General features: G+C 65.6%; 17 protein-coding genes and 1 pseudogene. 14 read left to right on the top strand and 4 right to left on the bottom strand.

Going from position 1 to position 19,545, the window contains the following annotated elements:
• Positions 1-233 precede the first annotated feature (233 nt).
• On the top strand, positions 234-1,646 hold the full coding sequence (locus tag HDG37_RS29165; RefSeq protein ID WP_184053649.1) for a DUF2252 domain-containing protein: 1,413 nt from the start codon (positions 234-236) through the stop codon (positions 1,644-1,646).
• A 35-nt stretch (positions 1,647-1,681) separates the two neighbouring features.
• On the opposite strand, the gene HDG37_RS29160 is transcribed toward HDG37_RS29165, so the two are convergent.
• Entirely contained in the window at positions 1,682-2,515 is an 834-nt protein-coding gene (locus HDG37_RS29160) for a polysaccharide deacetylase family protein (protein ID WP_184053646.1), read from the bottom strand.
• A 274-nt stretch (positions 2,516-2,789) separates the two neighbouring features.
• Here HDG37_RS29160 and HDG37_RS29155 point away from each other — a divergent pair, with 274 nt between their 5' ends.
• The 6 genes and pseudogenes from HDG37_RS29155 (at position 2,790) to HDG37_RS29130 (ending at position 7,796) form a co-directional block, all read left to right on the top strand.
• Positions 2,790-3,554, top strand: coding sequence for an SDR family oxidoreductase (locus tag HDG37_RS29155; RefSeq protein ID WP_184053643.1), 765 nt, complete (start codon positions 2,790-2,792; stop codon positions 3,552-3,554).
• 102 nt (positions 3,555-3,656) lie between these two features.
• Positions 3,657-3,932, top strand: a complete 276-nt coding sequence (locus tag HDG37_RS29150; RefSeq protein WP_184053641.1) for an oxidoreductase-like domain-containing protein — start codon at positions 3,657-3,659, stop codon at positions 3,930-3,932.
• A gap of 41 nt (positions 3,933-3,973) precedes the next feature.
• A complete protein-coding gene (locus tag HDG37_RS29145; protein WP_184053638.1) occupies positions 3,974-4,843 on the top strand; it encodes an NAD-dependent protein deacetylase in 870 nt (289 codons plus the stop codon).
• A 55-nt stretch (positions 4,844-4,898) separates the two neighbouring features.
• A pseudogene (locus tag HDG37_RS29140) lies at positions 4,899-5,506 on the top strand (DUF938 domain-containing protein).
• A gap of 268 nt (positions 5,507-5,774) precedes the next feature.
• On the top strand, positions 5,775-7,184 hold the full coding sequence (gene gndA / locus HDG37_RS29135) for an NADP-dependent phosphogluconate dehydrogenase (protein ID WP_184053635.1): 1,410 nt from the start codon (positions 5,775-5,777) through the stop codon (positions 7,182-7,184).
• A gap of 276 nt (positions 7,185-7,460) precedes the next feature.
• On the top strand, positions 7,461-7,796 hold the full coding sequence (locus HDG37_RS29130) for a DUF4148 domain-containing protein (RefSeq protein WP_184037122.1): 336 nt from the start codon (positions 7,461-7,463) through the stop codon (positions 7,794-7,796).
• 153 nt (positions 7,797-7,949) lie between these two features.
• Here the strand turns inward: HDG37_RS29130 and HDG37_RS29125 are convergent, their stop codons facing one another.
• On the bottom strand, positions 7,950-8,270 hold the full coding sequence (locus HDG37_RS29125; RefSeq protein WP_184053632.1) for a hypothetical protein: 321 nt from the start codon (positions 8,268-8,270) through the stop codon (positions 7,950-7,952).
• Between the two features lie 230 nt (positions 8,271-8,500).
• Between HDG37_RS29125 and HDG37_RS29120 the strand changes: the two genes are divergently transcribed.
• From HDG37_RS29120 to ltaE, 3 genes are all read left to right on the top strand, one after another.
• Positions 8,501-8,812 (top strand): cupin domain-containing protein, encoded by a 312-nt coding sequence (locus HDG37_RS29120; protein ID WP_184053628.1) that lies wholly within the window; start codon positions 8,501-8,503, stop codon positions 8,810-8,812.
• Between the two features lie 149 nt (positions 8,813-8,961).
• On the top strand, positions 8,962-9,765 hold the full coding sequence (locus HDG37_RS29115) for a peptidoglycan DD-metalloendopeptidase family protein (RefSeq protein ID WP_184037114.1): 804 nt from the start codon (positions 8,962-8,964) through the stop codon (positions 9,763-9,765).
• 185 nt (positions 9,766-9,950) lie between these two features.
• Entirely contained in the window at positions 9,951-10,958 is a 1,008-nt protein-coding gene (ltaE, locus tag HDG37_RS29110) for a low-specificity L-threonine aldolase (protein ID WP_184053625.1), read from the top strand.
• A gap of 140 nt (positions 10,959-11,098) precedes the next feature.
• Here the strand turns inward: ltaE and HDG37_RS29105 are convergent, their stop codons facing one another.
• Complete coding sequence (locus tag HDG37_RS29105; protein ID WP_184037324.1) at positions 11,099-12,469, bottom strand: MFS transporter; 1,371 nt, start codon at positions 12,467-12,469, stop codon at positions 11,099-11,101.
• A 778-nt stretch (positions 12,470-13,247) separates the two neighbouring features.
• Here HDG37_RS29105 and HDG37_RS29100 point away from each other — a divergent pair.
• Positions 13,248-15,701, top strand: coding sequence for a glycogen/starch/alpha-glucan phosphorylase (locus HDG37_RS29100; protein WP_184053622.1), 2,454 nt, complete (start codon positions 13,248-13,250; stop codon positions 15,699-15,701).
• A 113-nt stretch (positions 15,702-15,814) separates the two neighbouring features.
• Here HDG37_RS29100 and HDG37_RS29095 read toward each other — a convergent pair whose 3' ends face one another.
• On the bottom strand, positions 15,815-16,204 hold the full coding sequence (locus HDG37_RS29095) for a DUF6232 family protein (RefSeq protein WP_184053618.1): 390 nt from the start codon (positions 16,202-16,204) through the stop codon (positions 15,815-15,817).
• A gap of 246 nt (positions 16,205-16,450) precedes the next feature.
• On the opposite strand from HDG37_RS29095, the gene HDG37_RS29090 reads away from it, so the two are divergent.
• The 3 genes from HDG37_RS29090 (at position 16,451) to HDG37_RS29080 (ending at position 19,543) form a co-directional block, all read left to right on the top strand.
• On the top strand, positions 16,451-16,645 hold the full coding sequence (locus tag HDG37_RS29090) for a hypothetical protein (RefSeq protein WP_184053615.1): 195 nt from the start codon (positions 16,451-16,453) through the stop codon (positions 16,643-16,645).
• A gap of 179 nt (positions 16,646-16,824) precedes the next feature.
• Complete coding sequence (locus HDG37_RS29085) at positions 16,825-16,965, top strand: hypothetical protein (protein WP_184053613.1); 141 nt, start codon at positions 16,825-16,827, stop codon at positions 16,963-16,965.
• 205 nt (positions 16,966-17,170) lie between these two features.
• Positions 17,171-19,543, top strand: coding sequence for a type VI secretion system tip protein VgrG (locus HDG37_RS29080; RefSeq protein WP_184053610.1), 2,373 nt, complete (start codon positions 17,171-17,173; stop codon positions 19,541-19,543).
• The last annotated feature ends 2 nt before the right edge of the window (positions 19,544-19,545 follow it).

Raw genomic sequence — 19,545 nt, 5'->3', positions numbered from 1 at the left:
CGTTGGCAAAATACTACGGCGTACTACGCGAGCTACTGGCTGGCTGTCAAGCGGGTTGCAAAGCGGGTTGCAAGCTCGCCGCGACGGCTGCAAGCGCCGCGCTCACTGGCGGCGATTCATCGTGTGTTTCGACCCGTTATGATCGCGGCTGCAGCCCTCGATGTTAACGACGCCGTGCGCGGCAAGCAGTCTCTGTCAGCGCCGGCTCAAGACTCGCAAAACGGAGAGAAAGCATGAAAGCCAGCACCATTGCCGAACGGGAAGCGCGCGGCCGCGCCGCGCGCGAGCATTCGAAACGCTCGAGTCACCGGGCGGTCGGCGAGTTGCACCGCGATCCGATCGAGCTGCTGAAACAGAGCAGCGCGGAGCGCGTCGAGAATCTGGTGCCGCTGCGCTATGGGCGCATGGCTGCCTCGCCGTTCTCGTTCTTTCGAGGCAGCGCGGTTCTGCAGGCGCACGATCTGAGCAAGGTGCACGACACCGGCCTCACCATGCCGATCTGCGGCGACGGCCATCTGATGAATTTCGGCGGCTTCGCAACGCCCGAGCGGCAACTGGTCTTCGACCTGAGCGACTTCGACGAAGTCTCGATCGGCCCGTTCGAATGGGACCTGAAACGCCTGTGCGCGAGCCTCGTCGTGGCCGCGCGCCAGATGCGCCTGAGCCGCGGCACCGCCGAGAGTCTGGTGATGAGCGCGGTCGGCTCGTATCGCGATCGCGTCGCGCAATACGCGCAGTTCGGTGCGCTCGACCTGTGGTACGACCGCATCACGTTCGACCGCATGGCCGAGATCGCACTGACGCCCGAGCGCCGGCGCGCGGTGCGGCGCGGCATGGAGAAGGCCGCGAGCCGCACGCATGAAAGCCTGCTCGAAAAAATGGCCTCGTTCGACGGCAATCGTTGGACCATCCACGATGCGCCGCCCGCGCTGTTTCACGTGCACGGTGCGAACACGTTGTTGACGGCCGAGGAAACCGAAACCTACCGGACCGGCAACGTCGACAAGATGGTCGAGCAAGTGTGGGACGACTACCGCAAGACGATGTCGCACGATCGGCGCGAACTGCTGGATCAGTTCACGAGGCACGACGTCGTGTTCAAGGCGGTCGGCGTCGGCACCGTCGGCACGCGTTGTCTGGTCGTGCTGCTCGTCGATCACATGGGCAAGCCGTTGTTCCTGCAATTGAAGGAGGCGCGGCCGTCGGTCATCGCGCAGTTCTACAAGTCGCCGGCGGTCACGCATCAGGGCGAGCGCGTCGTGCAAGGACAGCGGCTGCTGCAGGCCGCGAGCGACGTCTTCCTCGGCTGGGGGACCGGGCCGCTCGGGCGGCATTTCTATTTCCGCCAGCTGCGCGACATGAAGCTGTCCGCGAATATCGAGCTGTTCGACAGCGATCTGCTCGACGGCTATGCGCGGCTATGCGGCTGGAGCATGGCGCGCGCGCATGCGAAGGCGAGCGGCCAGGCGATCGAGATCAGCGCGTACATCGGCCGCGGCGATCAGTTCGGCGAAGCGCTGAGCGGCTACGCGAGCGCCTACGCGGATCAGGTCGAGCGCGACTACGACGTGTTCATGAAAGCGTGCCGCGACGGCAAGCTCAAAGCGCGCACCGACGAGGACATGGCGGCGGATTTCCGTGTGTAGCGCTGCGTGCGCGTGGTGTCACTTCACGCGCACCGTCACGCTTCGGCGCGCGCTTCGCGCAGCGTGACGAAACGCAGATGGCGCTCGCGCGCCGCTTCGATCACGCTCGGCAGCACCGCGAGAATCAGCGGCTGGCCGTCGATCGTCAGCGCGGCGTTGCCATCGTGCAACAACAGGATGTCGCGCGCGGCGAGACCATCGAGCAGCCGCCGCGCAACCACCTGAGGGTCACGCTCGCGCGTATCGTAGCCGCGCCGTGTCCAGGCCGCGAGACGCAGATCGAGCTTGCGCAGCACCGGCTCCAGGAAGAGGTTGCGCAGGCCGGCGGGCGCGCGGAAAAACATCGGCCGCGCGCCGCTGACGGTTTCGAGCGTGCGTTGTGCGGCGGCGATCTCGCGCGTCAACGCGCGCGGAAACGTGACCGAAAACGTATGCACGTGCACCTGCGAGTGATTTTCGAGCCCATGCCCACGCGCGACGATCTCACGCGCGAGTTGCGGATAACGCTCCACCTTCACGCCGATGCAGAAGAACGTCGCGCGCACGTCGAACGCGTCGAGCAGATCGAGCACTTGCGGCGTGATGGCGGGATCGGGACCGTCGTCGATGGTCAGCGCGATTGCATCCGCGTTGCGTGGGTTTGCGGGCAGGCGGGTCCAGTTGGGCCCGAGCAGGGTGGTGCGCGGCAATAGTCCGGCGATCGTGAACAGCGCGTGATTCGCGACGATCGCGGCGAGCCACCATGGCCACGCGGCCGGTGCGACAGCCACGCCGATCAGCACGATCACGTGCCAGCCGATCGTGCCGTTCAGCAGTGCGGAGTTGCGGCTACGCGGCCAGCGGCGCGGCGGGTTCGGGCATTCATTCATCGAACGTGCTTCCAGTACGCCTTCCTCCGTCCCGGGAAGGCCGTGAATCTTGCGCGATGCGCAACCGCGAACGATACCATTGTTGCGCTAGTCGACGTGCCGCGTTCGGCGGCCACGTACCCCGCTGAAAGCGCGCTGAAAGACGTCGCGCGGTTTGCGATCGCCGATTCGCTGTTGTATGGTGCGGGGCGAAAAGAGTCGCGCGTGTCGATGGCGATCGGACCGATCGTCGCAACAAGCTCGCGTCGCTACCCAACACAACAGGAGATGCGTGATGTTGGAAACAGGAAACGGAAAAGTGGCGCTGGTGACAGGCGCGGGCAGCGGCATCGGTCGCGCGTGCGCACTGACGCTCTCGCAGCACGGCTATAGCGTGGTGCTCGCCGGCCGCCGCCAGGCCGCGCTCGATGCGGTCGCGCAGGAAGCGCGGGCGCTGCGCGGCGACGCGCTCGCGGTTGCGTGCGACGTGACCGACGCCGACAGCGTCGCCGCGCTTTTCGACACGATCCGCGCGCGCTTCGGCCGGCTCGACCTGCTGTTCAACAACGCGGGACGCAACGGCTCGCCCGTCGATCTCGACGAAGTGAGCATCGACGAATGGCGTTCCATCGTCGATACCAATCTGAACGGCGTGTTCCTGTGCACGCGCGCGGCGTTCGGCCTGATGAAGACGCAGAGCCCGCGCGGTGGCCGCATCATCAACAACGGCTCGATCTCCGCGCATGCGCCGCGTCCGAACAGCGCCGCGTACACGGCGACCAAACACGCGATTACCGGACTCACGAAGGCGGTGTCGCTCGACGGCCGCAAATACGACATCGTGTGCGGTCAGATCGACATCGGCAACGCGGGGACCGAGATGGCCGCGCGAATGGCGCGCGGCGTGCCGCAAGCGAACGGCGAGATCGCGGTCGAGCCGCTGATGGACGTGCAGCACGTCGCCGACGCGGTGCTGCACATGGCGAGCCTGCCGCTGTCGGCGAACGTGCAGTTCATGACGATCATGGCGAGCAAGATGCCGTTCGTCGGGCGCGGCTGAGCGGCGCGCAGCACCGGCTCACAACGCCGGGGCGGGGAGCGGGGCGCGCGCGTTCAACTTATACTGGGCGCTCCGCCGTCTTTCCACGCAAAGCAAGCCGCCGTGCCCCGCGCCACACCCAGCGACGACCCGCCGCCGCAGCCGCCCGTGCGGCCCGATCTCGACGACTGCTGTCATAGCGGCTGCACGCAGTGTGTGTTCGATCTCTACGATGAAGCGCTGGAGCGCTACGAGTTCGCCCTGGCTGCGTGGCACAAGCGGCAGGCGCAGAAGGCGCGGCCGGCGCGGCGACCGGACACGCAGGGCGCGAAGTCGAAACCGCAAGCCGACGCGCGTCGCTCGACACCCACGCGCGGCAAACCGAGCCCTCGCCGCTGATTCGCGCACGAATTCGCGCACGATCGTCCACCGTCCCCGTTATGACCGACCTTCAGCTCACGCCGACCGAATCTCTCGCCGATCCGCACACGCTCGACGATCTGCATCGCTTCGTGCAGCGTCATCCGCGCCTGTTCGTGCTGACCGGCGCGGGCATCAGCACTGACTCCGGCATCCCCGGCTACCGGGACGACAACGGCGCATGGAAGCGCTCGCCGCCGATCACGCTGCAGGAGTTCCTTGGCACGCCGGCGATGCGTCAGCGCTACTGGGCGCGCAGCATGGTCGGCTGGCCGCTCGTCGCGCGCGCGCAGCCGAATGCCGCGCATGTCGCGCTCGCGCGGCTCGAAGCGGCCGGTCACGTGCCGACGCTGGTCACGCAGAACGTCGACGGCTTGCATCAGCGCGCGGGCAGCCGCGACGTGATCGAGCTGCATGGCGGCATCGACGGCGTCAGTTGTCTCGACTGCGGCATGCAGCACTCGCGCGCGGCGATCCAGCAGACGCTCGAAGCCGACAACCCCGCTCTGCTCGACGTCACGGCCGAAGCCGCCGCCGATGGCGACGCGCATCTCGAGTGGCACGATGTCGGCGGTTTTCGCGTGCCGGCATGCGCGAACTGCGGCGGGTTGCTGAAGCCGTCGGTGGTGTTCTTCGGCGAGAACGTGCCGAAGGCGCGCGTCGAAGCGGCGTCGCATGCGCTCGATGCGGCCGACGCCGCGCTCGTGGCCGGCTCGTCGCTGATGGTGTATTCCGGCTACCGCTTCTGCGTGTGGGCGCAGCGCCAGGGCAAGCCGATCGCGGCGATCAACCTCGGCCGCACGCGCGCCGATCCGCTGCTGTCGCTGAAGGTGGCCGCGCCGTGCGGCGATATCTTGAGCGCGCTCGCCGGTCTGCTGGCTGGCGATTGAGAATGAGTAGATCCCGTGGATCACCGTCAAAACCTGAGGAACACCAGAGCCGACCATGACCGACTCCCGGCAACATTCGCCATCCGCCGAACGCAATCGCGAACCGATCCTCGCCGTGCTGCGCGAGGCGCTGCCGGCGAGCGGCCGCGTGCTCGAAATCGCGAGCGGCACCGGTGAGCACGCGATCTGCTTCGCCGGCGCGCTGCCCGGTCTCGACTGGCAGCCGAGCGATGCCGATGCGCAGGCGCGCGAGTCGATTGCGGCGTGGACCGCGCACGCGGGGCTCGCGAACCTGCGCGCGCCGCTCGCGCTCGACGTGCATCAGCCGGACTGGGGTGTCGATGCGCTCGACGCCGTCGTCTGCATCAACATGATCCACGTTTCGCCGTGGAGCGCGGCGCAGGCACTTTTCGACGGTGCGGGGCGGCGCCTCGTCGACGGCGGCGTGCTCTATCTATATGGTCCTTACCGGCGCGGCGGCGCGCACACGGCGCCGAGCAACGAAGCGTTCGATCAATGGTTGAAGAGCCGCGATCCCGAATGGGGCGTGCGCGATATGGAAGCGGTCGTGCGCTCGGCGACACGGCGGGGCTCACCTGCGAACGGGTGGTCGTGATGCCCGCGAACAACTTCAGCCTGGTGTTCACGAAGCGGGCAGGGTAGCGGGTGCACCGACGGCCCGCGCATTCGTCCACGCCTTGCGCCAAACCTCGGTCCGGTCCCAAACCGAACCCGCCGCGCAAACACCGACGCGCGCACAATACCTGTCGTCACGCGCAAACATGAGCACGACAGGAGCACGAGCAACTGGCGTGCTTGCCCCCTCCCAAGCGGCAAGCGCGCATTTCTTTTATCCTTTCACCCTCGACGCCGCGCCCGCCGTTTTCATGGCGCGGCGCCTCGACATTTTTTTGGACTCTGGAGAATTCAAATGGGCAAACAGGCAATCGGCGTGGTGGGGCTAGCGGTCATGGGCCGCAATCTGGCGCTCAACATCGAGAGCCGCGGCCACGCGGTGTCGGTCTACAACCGTAGCCGCGCGAAAACCGACGAACTCATCGCCGAATTTCCGGACCGCAAACTGGTGCCGGCTTTCACGCTGGAAGAGTTCGTCGACTCGCTCGAAAAGCCGCGCCGCATTCTGATGATGGTCAAGGCCGGCGAGCCGACCGACGCGACCATTGCCTCGCTCAAGCCGCTGCTCGAAAAAGACGACATCCTGATCGACGGCGGCAACACGCCTTTCACCGACACGATCCGCCGCAACCAGGAACTCGCGAAGGCGGGTCTGCATTTCATCGGCACCGGCGTCTCGGGCGGCGAGGAAGGCGCGCTGAAAGGCCCGTCGATCATGCCGGGCGGCCCGCGCGACGCGTACGACCTCGTCGCGCCGATCCTCACCGAGATCGCCGCGAAGGCGCCGGACGGCGAGCCCTGCGTCGCGTACATGGGACCGGACGGCGCGGGCCACTTCGTGAAGATGGTGCACAACGGCATCGAGTACGGCGACATGCAGCTGATCGCCGAAAGCTACGCGGTGTTGAAGCAGGTCGTCGGATTGTCGAACGAGGAACTCGGCAAGGTCTACACCGAGTGGAACAAGGGCGAACTCGACAGCTATCTGATTGAAATCACGTCGAAGATCTTCGGCAAGAAGGACGACGAAACCGGCAAGGACCTCGTCGACGTGATTCTCGACCGTGCCGCGCAGAAGGGCACCGGCAAGTGGACCAGCCAGAACGCGCTCGACCTCGGCGCGCCGTTGCCGCTGATCACCGAGGCGGTGTTCGCGCGCGTGCTGTCGTCGCTGAAGACGCAGCGCGTGGCCGCGAGCAAGGTGCTGGAAGGTCCGCAGGCGAGGCCGCTCGAAGGCGCGAAGGACGCGTTCATCGAATCGGTGCGCCGCGCGTTGTACTTCAGCAAGGTGATCTCGTACGCGCAGGGCTTCGCGCAGTTGCGCGCCGCGTCGGAAGAGTACAACTGGGATCTCGACTACGGAACGATCGCGAAGATTTTCCGCGCGGGCTGCATCATCCGCGCGCGCTTCCTGCAGAAGATCACCGACGCCTATTCGAAGGACAAGGCGCTCGCGAACCTGCTGCTCGACCCGTACTTCCGCGACATCGCGAAGAACTACCAGGCGGCGCTGCGCGAAGTCGTGGTGGCCGCGGTCAACGCGGGTGTGCCGGTGCCGGCATTCGCGTCGGCGATCGCGTATTTCGACGCCTACCGCTCGGAGCGTCTGCCCGCGAACCTCGTGCAAGCGCAGCGCGACTTCTTCGGCGCGCATACGTTCGAACGCGTCGACAAGCCGGGCAGCTTCCACGCGCAGTGGAGCTGAGCGGTTGAAAAAACGGCCCGGCGCGCCATGGAGACAGGGCGCGCCGGGCCGTTGCTCCGTTTGGATCCACAAGGAAACGCCGCATTATTACCAAATGTCTTGCGGGCTAAACGCGGACTTAAAGAATGACCAAATGATTATTGCGACGGCAGCAATAGAGTTTCACTGGTTTAAGGGTTTACCCTAGATCAAGACACCTCTAAACTTGTTTTCAATCGCTGAGGGATAAGCAGAAACCCGAAGCGCACCACACAACAAGTCCTTTGGAGGTTAATCATGAAGACCCTGATTTCCGCTGTTGCTATCGCCGCCGCCCTCGTTGTTCCGGTCGCGTCGTTCGCTCAAGCGAGTCAGCCGGCGACCCGTGCTCAGGTTCGCGCTGAACTGATTCAACTCGAAAAGGCCGGCTACAACCCGAGCGCCAGCGACGTGAACTACCCGGCCGACATCCAGGCAGCGCAAGCACGCGTCGATGCGCAACGCGGCACGGCCATCGCGGCCAACCCCGCAGACACCAGCGGCTACGGCGCTCCGGCTGCCGGCACGTCGCAAGCCGGCCACGCTGTCATTCCGGCGAAGGCCAACCGTGACTCGGTGTACTTCGGCAACTGATCGCAGTAGCAGTCCGCAGGTGTAGTGGGTAGTTGTAGTGCGCTGTAGGCGCCGCTTCGTGGAATAGCGCGAACGCGGCGGGCAAGAAAAAACGCCATCCAGTTCGTTCGGATGGCGTTTTGTCGTTTACGGCGCCGTGCTGCGACGTTCCCGTCAATGCAGCGTTCGCTGCCGCCGGCCGATGTCATCGAACAGCGCGCGGCTCGGCTCCAGCGCGAGCAGCCACGATTCGTCGTAGTCGCTCAGGTTGTCGAGCGCCTCGCGCAGCCGTTCGAGCGCCACCGCCGGCAGCTCGACGCTCGCCTCGACCCCGCTCGACAGTCCCGCGATGCTCGCCAGTTGCACGAGCGCATCGGCGGCCTCGGCAACTTCGGCGGCGAAGATCAGATGCGTGTTCAGCAGTTCGACGAGGCCGGTAGACGCCGCCACATCGTCGACGTTGAGTTGCACGGCCAGAAAGGTGGCTTTGTTCATCCTCGATTCCTCCCAGAATCCCAACGTTGTCGTGAGCTGCTCCGCGCGGCTTGACTGAGTATAGGCGATGGTCGATCGCCTGCAATGATCGGACGGAACGGCCGTGGCGGCTTGCTCGCCCAGACGCGCGGGCCACGCGACCTATAATAGGGCCAGCCGCGCGAGCGCCGATGCCGTGGGCGCACGGCGCCGCCCGCCGGGCTTGCGCGCTTGCCAATTGCTCATCGACCATGAAGATCATCCGCAGCAGAAGCTTCACCGCGTCGCGTGCCTGGGGCGCGCTCGAGATCGCGAACATGAGCGGCGTCACCACGCGTCTGCATTGGACCGACCAGCCGTACAAGTGGCACGTGAACGACGGCGAGGAGGTATTCGCCGTGCTCGACGGCCGCGTCGAAATGCGCTATCGCGAAGACGGCGTCGAACGCACGACAGTGCTCGAAACCGGCGACGTGTTCCATGCGTCGGTCGGCACCGAGCATGTCGCGCATCCGCTGGGCGCGGCACGCGTGCTCGTCGTCGAAAAGCAGGGCAGCGTCTGAAGAACACGGCAGTTTGACGGCGCGCGTGTGGCGGTCGCGCACGATATCCAGGCGGCAGCGGACAACCGCGACCGTGTGCAAGCGTGACGGCACGGCAATTGCTGCGGCGTCGATTGAATCGGATTGAGACACAGGTCGAGGAAAAGCAGATGACACAACAATGGCAACCGACGGCGATCCGCCTGCTGATGGCGGCGGCGCTCGGCGTGGCGATCGCCGGCTGCACGACGATGCCGTGGGAAAGCACGCCGTTTTACAGCAACGCGCCGTCGAGCACGACCAGCCTCGCGACCGTCCCGGTGCCCGCCGGCTACTATCGCGTCAATCCGGGCGATACGCTGTCCGGCATCGCTTCGGCCTATGGACGAAGGCCGCAGGAAATCGCGGCCTGGAACGGCTTGCCGGTCAACGCGGCGGTCGCGCCCGGCCAGGTGCTGCGCGTTTCACCGCCGATGGCCTCGGGCAGCGTGGTCACGCCGCCGGTCGCGGTGGCGCCGGGTGCGCCAGCCGCGCCGGGCGCGACGGCGAACGTGCCGCCGGGCGCCGTACCCGGTGCGCCGGCCCCTGCCGCCGTACCGCAGCAGGGCGTGCTGCAATGGCCATTGCGCGGACCGATCCTGCGCGCGTTCGCGCCGGGCAAATCCAACGGCATCGTGATCGGCGGCCAACCCGGTGATCCGGTCAAGGCCGCGGCGACCGGCCGCGTGGTGTACGCGGGCACCGGCATCGAAGCCTACGGCCCGCTCATCATCATCAAGCACAACGATTCGCTGATCACCGCGTACGGCCAGAACAGCCAGCTACTCGTCAAGGAAGGCGATGCGGTGGCGCAAGGGCAGACGATCGGCGAGGTCGGTGTCGATAGCCGCGGCGTCGCGTCGATCCAGTTCGAAGTGCGTGAGAACGGCCAGCCGGTCGATCCGCTCCAGTGGTTGCCGAAGCCTGGCGGCTGAGCGCCCCGTCGCGACTGTCGGCTCATCGCAGCCGGATCGGCGCGCTTCTCGGGGATGCGCCGATTTTCAGCGTCGTCTGAATTGAATACACTGTATGGCTCGTTTGCCGGCGCGCGCGTTCCTCCCGGGATGCACGGGCGGCCGGTTGCCGTAGGCTGTCATTCATGGACGCACAGGGACACACAATGATCGATTTGCGCAGCGATACCGTTACCCGTCCGACTCCGCCGATGCTCGCGGCGATGTCGGCGGCCGAAGTCGGCGACGACGTCTGGGGCGACGACCCCACCGTCCTGCGTCTGCAGGCCACGCTGGCCGAGCGCACCGGCAAGGAAGCGGGGCTGTTCTTCCCGAGCGGCACACAAAGCAACCTCGCCGCGTTGATGGCGCACTGCGCGCGCGGCGACGAATACATCGTCGGCCAGCTCGCGCACACCTACAAATACGAGGGCGGCGGCGCGGCCGTGCTCGGCAGCATCCAGCCCCAACCGCTCGAAAACGCCGCCGACGGCTCGATCCCGCTCGACAAGATCGCCGCCGCGATCAAGCCGATCGACGATCACTTCGCGCGCACGCGGTTGCTCGCGTTGGAAAACACGATCGGCGGCAAGGTGCTGCCGGCGCAGTACGTCGTCGATGCGACGCGGCTCGCGCGCGAGCGCGGCCTCGCGACCCACCTCGACGGCGCGCGCGTGTTCAACGCGGCGGTCGCGGCGGGCAAGCCGGTCGCGGCGCTCGCCGAGCCGTTCGATTCGGTGTCGATCTGTTTTTCGAAGGGACTGGGCGCGCCGGTCGGCTCGGTGCTGGTCGGCAGCCGCGCGCTGATCGACGTCGCGCATCGCTGGCGCAAGGTGCTCGGCGGCGGCATGCGCCAGGCTGGCGTGCTCGCGGCGGCGTGCCTGTACGCGCTCGATCACAACGTCGAGCGGCTCGCCGACGACCACGCGAACGCCGCGCATCTGGCGGCGGGGCTGGAGACGATCGAGCAGGTGAAGGTGCAGTCGGTCGCGACGAACATGGTGTTCGCGCAGTTTCCGCAGCAGCATTGCGCGCCGCTCGAGGCGTGGCTCGAGGAGCGCGGCATCCTCACGCAGATGCTGTATGCGTCGCGCTTCGTCACGCACATGGATGTGTCGCGCGACGATATCGACACGTTCATTGCCGCGGTGAAGGGGTATTTCGCGGCACGTTGATCGCGCCGCATGGGTCGCAAGCGAGGCGGCTCGCGTGGTTGCCGCCTCGTCTTCCCGCACTGGCTCCAACTCGTGCGCGCTCGTTCGAGGCGCGCTTCATTCAGGCTTCATCCCGCCTCACGCGCCGTCCGGCGCATATCTCACTTGACCGCCGCCTTCGCCTGCACGCCCGCGCGATGCGACGGCGCGAGCAGCCGCAAGCCGCTCGCCAGGCTCGCCGCGGCGGCGAAGAACGCGCCGAGGCCGAGCGCGAGCGTCGGCCCATGCTGGCGGCCGGCAATGCCGAAGCACAGCGCGACCAGCGCCGCGCCGGTCGCCTGTCCGAGCAGCCGCGCGGTCGCCACGATGCCGCTCGCGCCGCCGCTGCGCTCCGGCGGCGCGCTCGCCATCAGCGCCTTCAGGTTCGGCGACTGGAAAAAGCCGAAACCCGCGCCGCAGATCGCCATACGGATGCCGATGTCGAGCACGTGCGGATGGGCGGGCAGCATCGCCAGCGAGGCCATCCCCGCCGACAGCACCGCGAGCCCGATCGCGCCGAGCAGCCCCGGCGGGTAGCGGTCCGACAGGCCGCCCGCGAGCGGCGCGGCGAGCGCGACCACGACGGGCCACGGCGTCATCAGGAAGCCGGTTTCGACCTGGCTGCGCAGCAGCACGTCCTCGAAATAGAACGGCAGCGACACGAACGCGAGGCCCTGCGCGGCGAACGAGCACACGGCCGTCACCGCCGACAGCGCGAACACGGGCCGCTTGAACAGATCGACAGGCAGCATCGGCGCGGGGTGGCCGGCCTCGCGGCGGATCAGCAGCAGCCCGAACACGCCGGCGAGCGCCGCGGCGCTGAGCACGATCTGCAGCGACGCGCGTTGCGCCGCCTCGCCGAGCGCGAAGATCAGCGCGGCGAACGTGACCACGTTGAGCAGCGCCGCCACCGGATCGAGCGGGTGCCGGCTCTGCGCGGTATGCGGTAGCGCCGGCATCGCGAAGCTCAGCGCGAGTACACCGAGCGGCACGTTGACCGCGAACAGCCACGGCCAGGTCGCGACCGACAGAATCAGCGACGCCACCGTCGGCCCGACCGCGAACGACACGCCGACGATCAGCGCATTGGTGCCAAGCCCGCGACCGAGCCGATGCGGCGGGTACAGATAGCGGATCAGCGCGGTGTTGACACTCATGATCGCGCTGGCGCCCAAGCCCTGCACGATGCGCGCGGCGGCGAGCAGCGGCAGCGTCGGCGCCATCGCGCAGCCGAGCGAGCTCAGCGTGAACAGCGCGATGCCGCCGATATAGATGCGCCGATGTCCGACGATATCGCCGAGCGCGGCGAGCGGCAGCAGCGTCGCGACCATCGCGAGCTGATATGCGTTGATGATCCAGACCGAGGCGGCCGGCGCCGCGTGCAGGTCGCCGGCGATCGCGGGCAGCGCGGTGTTGGCGATCGCGGTATCCAGCGTGGCGAGCGCGACGGCGAGCATGATCGCGGCCATCGCGCGGCGGTTGGCGGCCGACATCGGGCCGTCGGTGGGGAGAGTCGGCGTGGGGACGCCGACGGCGGGGCTGAGCTTATCGGACAAGGCGTGGCTCGCGGGGTTGGGCATGCCGGTGTCGGTCGCTTCCGGAGAGGCGACGCGCTCGGGCGGCGGTTTCGTCGTGGGTGAGGCGCGCGCTGTCGGTCCACGGCGGATCAGCGTGGCGGCTTGTGCGGCGCAACGTCGCGATTGTTGCAGAGACGGCACGATCGTGCAGGGAGGCGGGCAGGGACCGGGAGGTGGCTTGAAGATGAGGCGCTTTGATTTCAATGAAACGCAACTAACCGCCAATCCCGCCCTCCATCTCCAAATCGGTGCGCGCACCGCGTCAAATCCAACACGCATACGACAGAACCGCCCGGCAGAACGGGCCGCCCGATTCGATCACAAAATCAGGCTATTCGGGGCTTCATCCGCTCGTCACGCATCGGAAAAATAATCGATGTGCGGCTCGCAGATGCTTCGGGCGTTTGCCTTCCCCAACCCGCTTTCATCACCCGACTCACGCGCGCCGATGCCCACCCAGAGTGCCGCTGCCACGCAGCTTTGCACCGCGTCCGGGCGCCCGCCGCGGCTCGGTCGCGCGGCAGCGGGCGAGCTTGCCGGGCACGCCGTATGCATTACCGTCCTCTCGCGCGCCAGTGTGCGCGATCCCTAAAATGTCCTACTCTGTTTTTTTAAACCGCTCCGACAGGCACGCGCCTCCCGTCCGTCTCCCGTGCGGTTCGCGTTTGCCATGTCGACCTTCCCGGAGGCTTCGATGACAGCCGTCGATCTGGAATTCGACCAGCTCAACAGTACCGTCGACGCGCTACGGCGCTCAATTTCGAATCGCATGATGTACGGCGTCGGCAAGGACGCCGTCACCGCTCACCCGCACGACTGGCTGCACGCGGCCGCGCTGGCCGTGCGCGACCGGCTCGTCGCCCGCTGGATGAAGACCACCCGCCTGCAATACGAGCAGGACGTGAAGCGGGTCTACTACCTGTCGATGGAGTTTCTGATCGGCAGGACCTTTACCAACGCGCTACTCGCGCTCGGCATTCACGATCAGATGAAGGAGGCGCTCGCGAGCCTCGGCGTCGACATGGACGCGCTGATCGATCTCGAACCCGACGCAGCGCTCGGCAACGGCGGTCTCGGACGGCTCGCGGCGTGCTTTCTCGACTCGATGGCGACGCTCGGCATTCCGGGCTTCGGCTACGGCATCCGTTACCAGTACGGCATGTTCCGTCAGGAAATCGTCAACGGCGAGCAGGTCGAGGCGCCCGACTATTGGCTGCGCGCCGGCAATCCATGGGAATTTCCGCGACCCGAAATCAAGTACATGGTGCACTTCGGCGGCCGCACCGTGCAGCGTGGCGACAAGACCGAATGGATCGACACCGAGCATGTGAATGCGACCGCCTACGACACCGTGATCCCCGGCTACGCGACCGACGCGACCAACACGCTGCGCCTATGGTCCGCGCGCGCGACCGAGGAACTCGACCTCGGCGCATTCAACCGTGGCGACTACCGCAACGCGGTCGACACCAAGAACATGTCGGAGAACGTGTCGCGGCTGCTCTATCCGGACGATTCGACGCCGGCCGGCCGCGAGTTGCGGCTGCGCCAGGAGTACTTCTTCGTGTCGGCGACGATGCAGGATCTGATCCGCCGCTATCAGCGCACGCACAGCACGTTCGGACGCTTCTCGGAGAAGGTCGCTGTGCATCTGAACGACACGCACCCGGTGCTCGCGATTCCCGAGCTGATGCGCCTGCTCGTCGACGAGCATCATGTGCCGTGGGACAAGGCGTGGAAACACTTGACGCAGATCTTCTCGTACACGAATCACACGCTGATGCCCGAGGCGCTCGAAACATGGGATGTCGAAATGTTGTCACGCCTGCTGCCGCGGCATCTCGAGATCATCTTCGAAATCAACGCGCAGTTTCTGAAGCACGTCAGCGAGCACTCGGGCCACGACGCCGAGATGATCCGCCGCATTTCGCTCGTCGATGAATATGGGCAGCGGCGCGTGCGCATGGCGTATCTGGCGATCGTCGCGAGTCACAAGGTGAACGGCGTGTCGAAGCTGCATTCGCAACTGATGACGCGCGACATCTTCGCCGACTTCGCGCGCATCTATCCGGACCGCTTCACCAACGTGACCAACGGCATCACGCCGCGCCGCTGGCTCGCGCAGGCGAGTCCGTCGCTGTCGTCGCTGATCGACGCGCGCATCGGCACACACTGGCGCAGCAATCTGTTCGAGCTCGAGCAGCTGCGTAATCTGCGCAAGGACGACGAGTTCGTCGAAGCGTTCCGCGAGGCCAAACGACAGAGCAAGCTGCGGCTCGTGCACCGGCTCGCGCATCACACGAAGCAGCACTTCGATCCGGACGCGCTGTTCGATCTGCAGGTCAAGCGCATTCACGAATACAAGCGCCAGTTGCTGAACTTGCTGCACGTGATCGTACGCTACAACGAGATTCGCGCGAATCCGGAGCGCGACTGGGTGCCGCGCGTCGTGCTGTTCGCGGGCAAAGCCGCGTCCGCGTACCGGATGGCCAAGACGATCATCAAGCTGATCGGTGACGTCAGCGAGAAGGTCAATCATGATCCGCTGATCGGCGACAGGCTGAAGGTCGTGTTCGTGCCGAACTACGGCGTCAGCGTGGCCGAGCTGATCATTCCGGCGGCCGATCTGTCGGAGCAGATCTCGATGGCCGGCACCGAGGCGTCGGGCACCGGCAACATGAAGCTCGCGCTCAATGGCGCATTGACGATCGGCACGATGGACGGCGCGAACATCGAGATCTGCGACGCGGTGGGGCGCGAGAACATCTTCATCTTCGGTCACTCCGCCGACGAGGTGGACGACCTGCGCGCAAGCGGCTATCGGCCGCGGCGGATTTACGAGGAAAACGAAGCACTGCGCACCGCGCTCGATCAGATTCGCACGGGCTACTTTTCGCCGGACGATCCGCTGCGCTTCTCGGATATCTTTCACACGCTGGTCGACTGGGGCGATCACTATATGGTGCTCGCCGATTTCGACGCGTTCGCGAAGGCGCAGAACGAAGTGGATGCGCGTTTCGTCGACAAGCACGCGTGGGCCGAAAGCGCGATCGAGAACGTCGCGGGGATGGGGCAGTTCTCGTCGGATCGAACGATCGGCGAGTATGCGCGCAATATCTGGCGCGTGAGTCCGCTCAGTCTCGACTGAGCGCGAGATGACGGCAACGTAGTCGTTGCTTGCGGGCAAGCAGATCGAAAGCCGTGCGAGGCTGGTGCTGATCCGTCGCGCACGGCTTCGTCATGTTCGATCGTCGCCCCGCGTCAGGCCTTCGGCGCGGCAGCCGCGGCCTTCGCCCGATGCACTGCCTCGCCGACGCGTTCGACGAACTCGCGATCCGTACTCATCAGCGCTTCGCGCTCGCCGTCGGCCGTCTTGACCATCAGCCGATGCGTGATGTCCTGGGTCACCCAGGTAAGCCAACCGACCACGATCAGCATCACCCCGCATACGAGTCCCGACGCGGAGTGCAGCACGCCCCCGACGATTGCGCCGAGCAGCCCGGCCACCGAGATCACGAGCGGCACGACCTTGTTCTTCTGCACGGTCACGACCTGCACGTCGACGATATCGCGCAGCGGGAAGACCTGACCTGCGGATGAGAGGGCGTTGCGCGTGACCGACACGCCGCGATCGTTGAAAGGGCTTTCCATCGTTTCAATGCGAGGGTGGTGAGGCGAGCAGCGTAGCAGACTTCCTTCAAATTCCTAAAGTTACGGACTTTTGTTACGGACTTTTCTATCCCCTCTCAGGCCCGTGTTGCAAGGGAGAGCGATTCCAATGACTAAAAAAACAGTTGAGGGATTTTGACTAAAATATGGCGGCGCGAGTCAAAGACTGGTTGCGGCAGCCTTTGTGGCACATGGGAAAGACACGACCAGCGGAATCTGCTTGAGGTCATGAACCATATCGGCGAGGACTACAGGCGCATGAACAATTGCGATCATGAACTGTTCACGGCTCTGGCGCTCGACGCCAAGGGTATTCCGGACCGTCGTCTTACTCCCCGCGATGCGGCGGACCTGCTGGCCGATGCGGCGCAAAGCGTTCAGGACAGACTTGCGACTCCTGGCACGACCACGACGAAGCACTAACTGGCTCTGTCAGCAATCCAATGAAGGCGGCTTGATGCCGCCTTTTTCAATTGCACGGCGAGAAGCAGACGTTTATTCGTTTTGCATATTGTGTCTGCATATGTTGTCACGCGCGTCCATCAGATAAATCATGTGCCTCCCGACCCGACCCGAACGAAACGCGGGAGGAGATGCTGGCCATGATTGAGCGCATCGCCGATCTTCTGGAGGCGCGCGCTCGCGGCGACGCCACGCTTCTCTCTACCACACTGCGCTATCACGAGCAGCAGGGCCGACCGTTTCCCGCGCGCGATCGACTCGCATGCGTCGTTCGCCATTAGGTGTTGCTGCACCCGTTTATCACGCATTTCCATCTCGAAAAAGCAAAGGATTCCGATTTAACGATCATTCACAAAATCGTTGGCAATTTCGCACAGGGTGAGTGGAGTGATTGACGGGCAGCGGGTACCGCCCTAGATTTTTTCGGTTGAAGGTAGCTGACGCAACAGTTGTGCCTCGTTTCTTTAACCATACAGGGATGTGTGGATGAATGCTGTCACGAAAAATTTTACCGCCGCGCTCAGCCATCCGAGCGCGCGCCTGACCCAGCACCTCAGGATCTGGATCGGCTCCCAGCCCCATGACCTCGACGTGCTCGATTTCAAGGCCAGCGGTGGCTTCTGCAAGGACTACCGCGTCGACGTCACGGTTACGTCGCCACGGCTGGAGATCGACGGCAAGCAGTATGTGGGCCGTCGCGCGGGCCTGCAGATCGACGAGCAGGCGGCGGTGCCCTCGGTGAGCTACGTGCAGCCCGTCAGTCACGACGCCGCCACCTTCAACGGCGTGGTGACGAGCTGGAAGCGCATCCGCACGAGCCGCGACGAGTCGGCTTACCAGATGCGCATCGAGCCGCGCTTTGTGGCCCTCTGCAAACGCATCATCAAAAGCGACACATTTAAAGATGTGACTTTGCAGGAGCTGATCACCCAGGCGCTGGTCGACCGCAAGAATTTCGATGCCTTCGATGTCGAATTCCAGATCGAAGGGCTGCAGGAGAAGATGGAGCAGGTGGTGATGCTGGAGGAGTCGCTCTGGAGTTTCGTCGTCCGCCATTGCCGCCGCCTCGGCGTTTTCTGGTTCTACAAGCAGGGACGCGGCAAGGATGGCAAGCTCGACACCATCGTGTTCGCCAACAATCCGCGCGCCTATATCCGCTCGGTCGACGTGCCGCTGCTGGATGCCTCGGGCCTGCACGCGAGCTGGCACGAAGCGGCGCAGGCCGTGCATGAGCAGCGCGCGCTGGTGCCGGCCACCATCGAACTGTGGGAGCGCAACTACTGCACGCCGGACGATCCCCTTCGCGCCACGGCGAATGTCTCCAGCGAGACGGATGACCGCTCGTCGTTCGGGCAGATCAGTCGCAGCGTCGAAGGCCATCTGACGCCAGCGCAGGGCGAAGCATTCGCGCAGACGCGGCGCGAGGAGCAGATCGCGCGTCAGGCGACGCTGGCGGGCGGGACCGACGCCAAGGGCATCGCGGCGGGCGTGGTAATGAAGCTCACCAATGCGAAGATGCCGAGCGCCGAATACGGCTTCGTGATCACTTCGTTCAAGATGAAGGGCAGCCGCACCAAGCCGGCCTATACACGCTTCAAGGCGATGCCGGCGAACCTGACCTACCGGCCGAGGTTTGACTTTGAGCGGGACTGGCGTTTTCTGCCTGGTCCCGCTGTGGGCGTGGTCACGACGAGCGACTCCGCCCCCTACGGCGACATGGACGACCACGGGCGTTATAGCGTGCTGCCGAAGTTCCTGCAGGGCTCGGGCAACACCGGCAACAAGCTGCTGAGGCTGCGCCTGCTGCGTCCGTCATCGTCCTACCAGGGCGGCTTCCACTCGCCCCTGCTGCCGGGGACCGAGGTCCTGCTCGACGCCGAAAATCGCGACGTGGACCGCATCTACATAGCGGGGGCCATGCACGACTACGCCCATCCGGACGTGGTGCGCGGAGACCAGTCGCTGTTTAGCTATGCCATCTGGCGCTCGCCGCTGCTCGGTGCGGAGGTGGTGTTCAACGATCTGCAAGGAAAGGAGAGCGCCCGCATAGCGACGGTCTACAGCCAGACGGCGTTCAATCAGGGCTATCTGCTCAACAGCAAGAAGCTCGCTCGCGGAGAGGGGTTTGAGGCCACCACTAAATCGTGGGGCACGGCACGCGCGGCGAAGGGCCTGTTCCTCTCGGCGGACGCGGCAGCCGGGCCGGATACCCCGCACCTGGACATGCCCGCCGCTGTCGCGCAGCTCAAGGCGGCCCTGCAGCGCGTGACGGATCTGGCAACGGCGACCACGCAGGCCGGTGCTGATCCGGCCGACCGCGCCACGCAGTCGGCGCTGCTCGACGGGCTGAACCAGCTTCGCGACGCAGGGCTGCTCGCGAGCGCCCCCGGCGGCATGGCGTTCGTGACGCCGAAATCAATGCAGCACTCGGCGGGGCAGAACGCGATTGTCACGGCAGGCCAGGACATGGACGTGAGCGTCGTTAGGCGCCTGCGCATGGCGGTGGGCGGCATGATCTCGCTGTGCGCGCACAAGCTCGGCATCAACCTGACTGCAGCAAAGGGCAAGTTCACGGCCTCAGCGCTCACTGACGGCATGGACCTGCTCGCGAAGCAGCAGGTACGCATGGCCAGCGAAAGTGCGGACGTGCAGGTCTCGGCGAAAACGAAGATCGCGCTCAACAGCGGCGGAGCGTCGCTTGAGATCCAGGGCGGCAACATGACGTTCCACTGTCCCGGCGCGTTCACCATCAAGGCGGCCTCGTTCACCTTCGTTGGCCCCAACAATGTGCCGACCCAGTTGCCGTCCCTGCCGAAAGGCAGCCTGCAGATTTCCGATCCGTATTCGTCATCCCATTGAAG

The organism is Paraburkholderia sp. MM5384-R2, assembly GCF_014201025.1.
GTDB lineage: Bacteria > Pseudomonadota > Gammaproteobacteria > Burkholderiales > Burkholderiaceae > Paraburkholderia > Paraburkholderia tuberum.
Note: the sequence above shows the minus strand (reverse complement) of the source record. Positions and strands in the feature narration are given on the sequence as shown.

What these genes read in the sequence shown, in the direction of transcription:
- HDG37_RS29160 (WP_184053646.1), bottom strand. Translation starts at nt 2,515, where the DNA reads ATGAATGAATGCCCGAACCCGCCGCGCCGCTGGCCGCGTAGCCGCAAC.
- HDG37_RS29090 (WP_184053615.1), top strand. Translation starts at nt 16,451, where the DNA reads ATGAACCATATCGGCGAGGACTACAGGCGCATGAACAATTGCGATCAT.
- HDG37_RS29080 (WP_184053610.1), top strand. Translation starts at nt 17,171, where the DNA reads ATGAATGCTGTCACGAAAAATTTTACCGCCGCGCTCAGCCATCCGAGC.
- HDG37_RS29130 (WP_184037122.1), top strand. Translation starts at nt 7,461, where the DNA reads ATGAAGACCCTGATTTCCGCTGTTGCTATCGCCGCCGCCCTCGTTGTT.
- HDG37_RS29155 (WP_184053643.1), top strand. Translation starts at nt 2,790, where the DNA reads ATGTTGGAAACAGGAAACGGAAAAGTGGCGCTGGTGACAGGCGCGGGC.
- HDG37_RS29145 (WP_184053638.1), top strand. Translation starts at nt 3,974, where the DNA reads ATGACCGACCTTCAGCTCACGCCGACCGAATCTCTCGCCGATCCGCAC.
- HDG37_RS29095 (WP_184053618.1), bottom strand. Translation starts at nt 16,204, where the DNA reads ATGGAAAGCCCTTTCAACGATCGCGGCGTGTCGGTCACGCGCAACGCC.
- HDG37_RS29105 (WP_184037324.1), bottom strand. Translation starts at nt 12,469, where the DNA reads ATGTCGGCCGCCAACCGCCGCGCGATGGCCGCGATCATGCTCGCCGTC.
- ltaE (WP_184053625.1), top strand. Translation starts at nt 9,951, where the DNA reads ATGATCGATTTGCGCAGCGATACCGTTACCCGTCCGACTCCGCCGATG.
- HDG37_RS29085 (WP_184053613.1), top strand. Translation starts at nt 16,825, where the DNA reads ATGATTGAGCGCATCGCCGATCTTCTGGAGGCGCGCGCTCGCGGCGAC.
- gndA (WP_184053635.1), top strand. Translation starts at nt 5,775, where the DNA reads ATGGGCAAACAGGCAATCGGCGTGGTGGGGCTAGCGGTCATGGGCCGC.
- HDG37_RS29165 (WP_184053649.1), top strand. Translation starts at nt 234, where the DNA reads ATGAAAGCCAGCACCATTGCCGAACGGGAAGCGCGCGGCCGCGCCGCG.
- HDG37_RS29120 (WP_184053628.1), top strand. Translation starts at nt 8,501, where the DNA reads ATGAAGATCATCCGCAGCAGAAGCTTCACCGCGTCGCGTGCCTGGGGC.
- HDG37_RS29115 (WP_184037114.1), top strand. Translation starts at nt 8,962, where the DNA reads ATGACACAACAATGGCAACCGACGGCGATCCGCCTGCTGATGGCGGCG.
- HDG37_RS29125 (WP_184053632.1), bottom strand. Translation starts at nt 8,270, where the DNA reads ATGAACAAAGCCACCTTTCTGGCCGTGCAACTCAACGTCGACGATGTG.
- HDG37_RS29100 (WP_184053622.1), top strand. Translation starts at nt 13,248, where the DNA reads ATGACAGCCGTCGATCTGGAATTCGACCAGCTCAACAGTACCGTCGAC.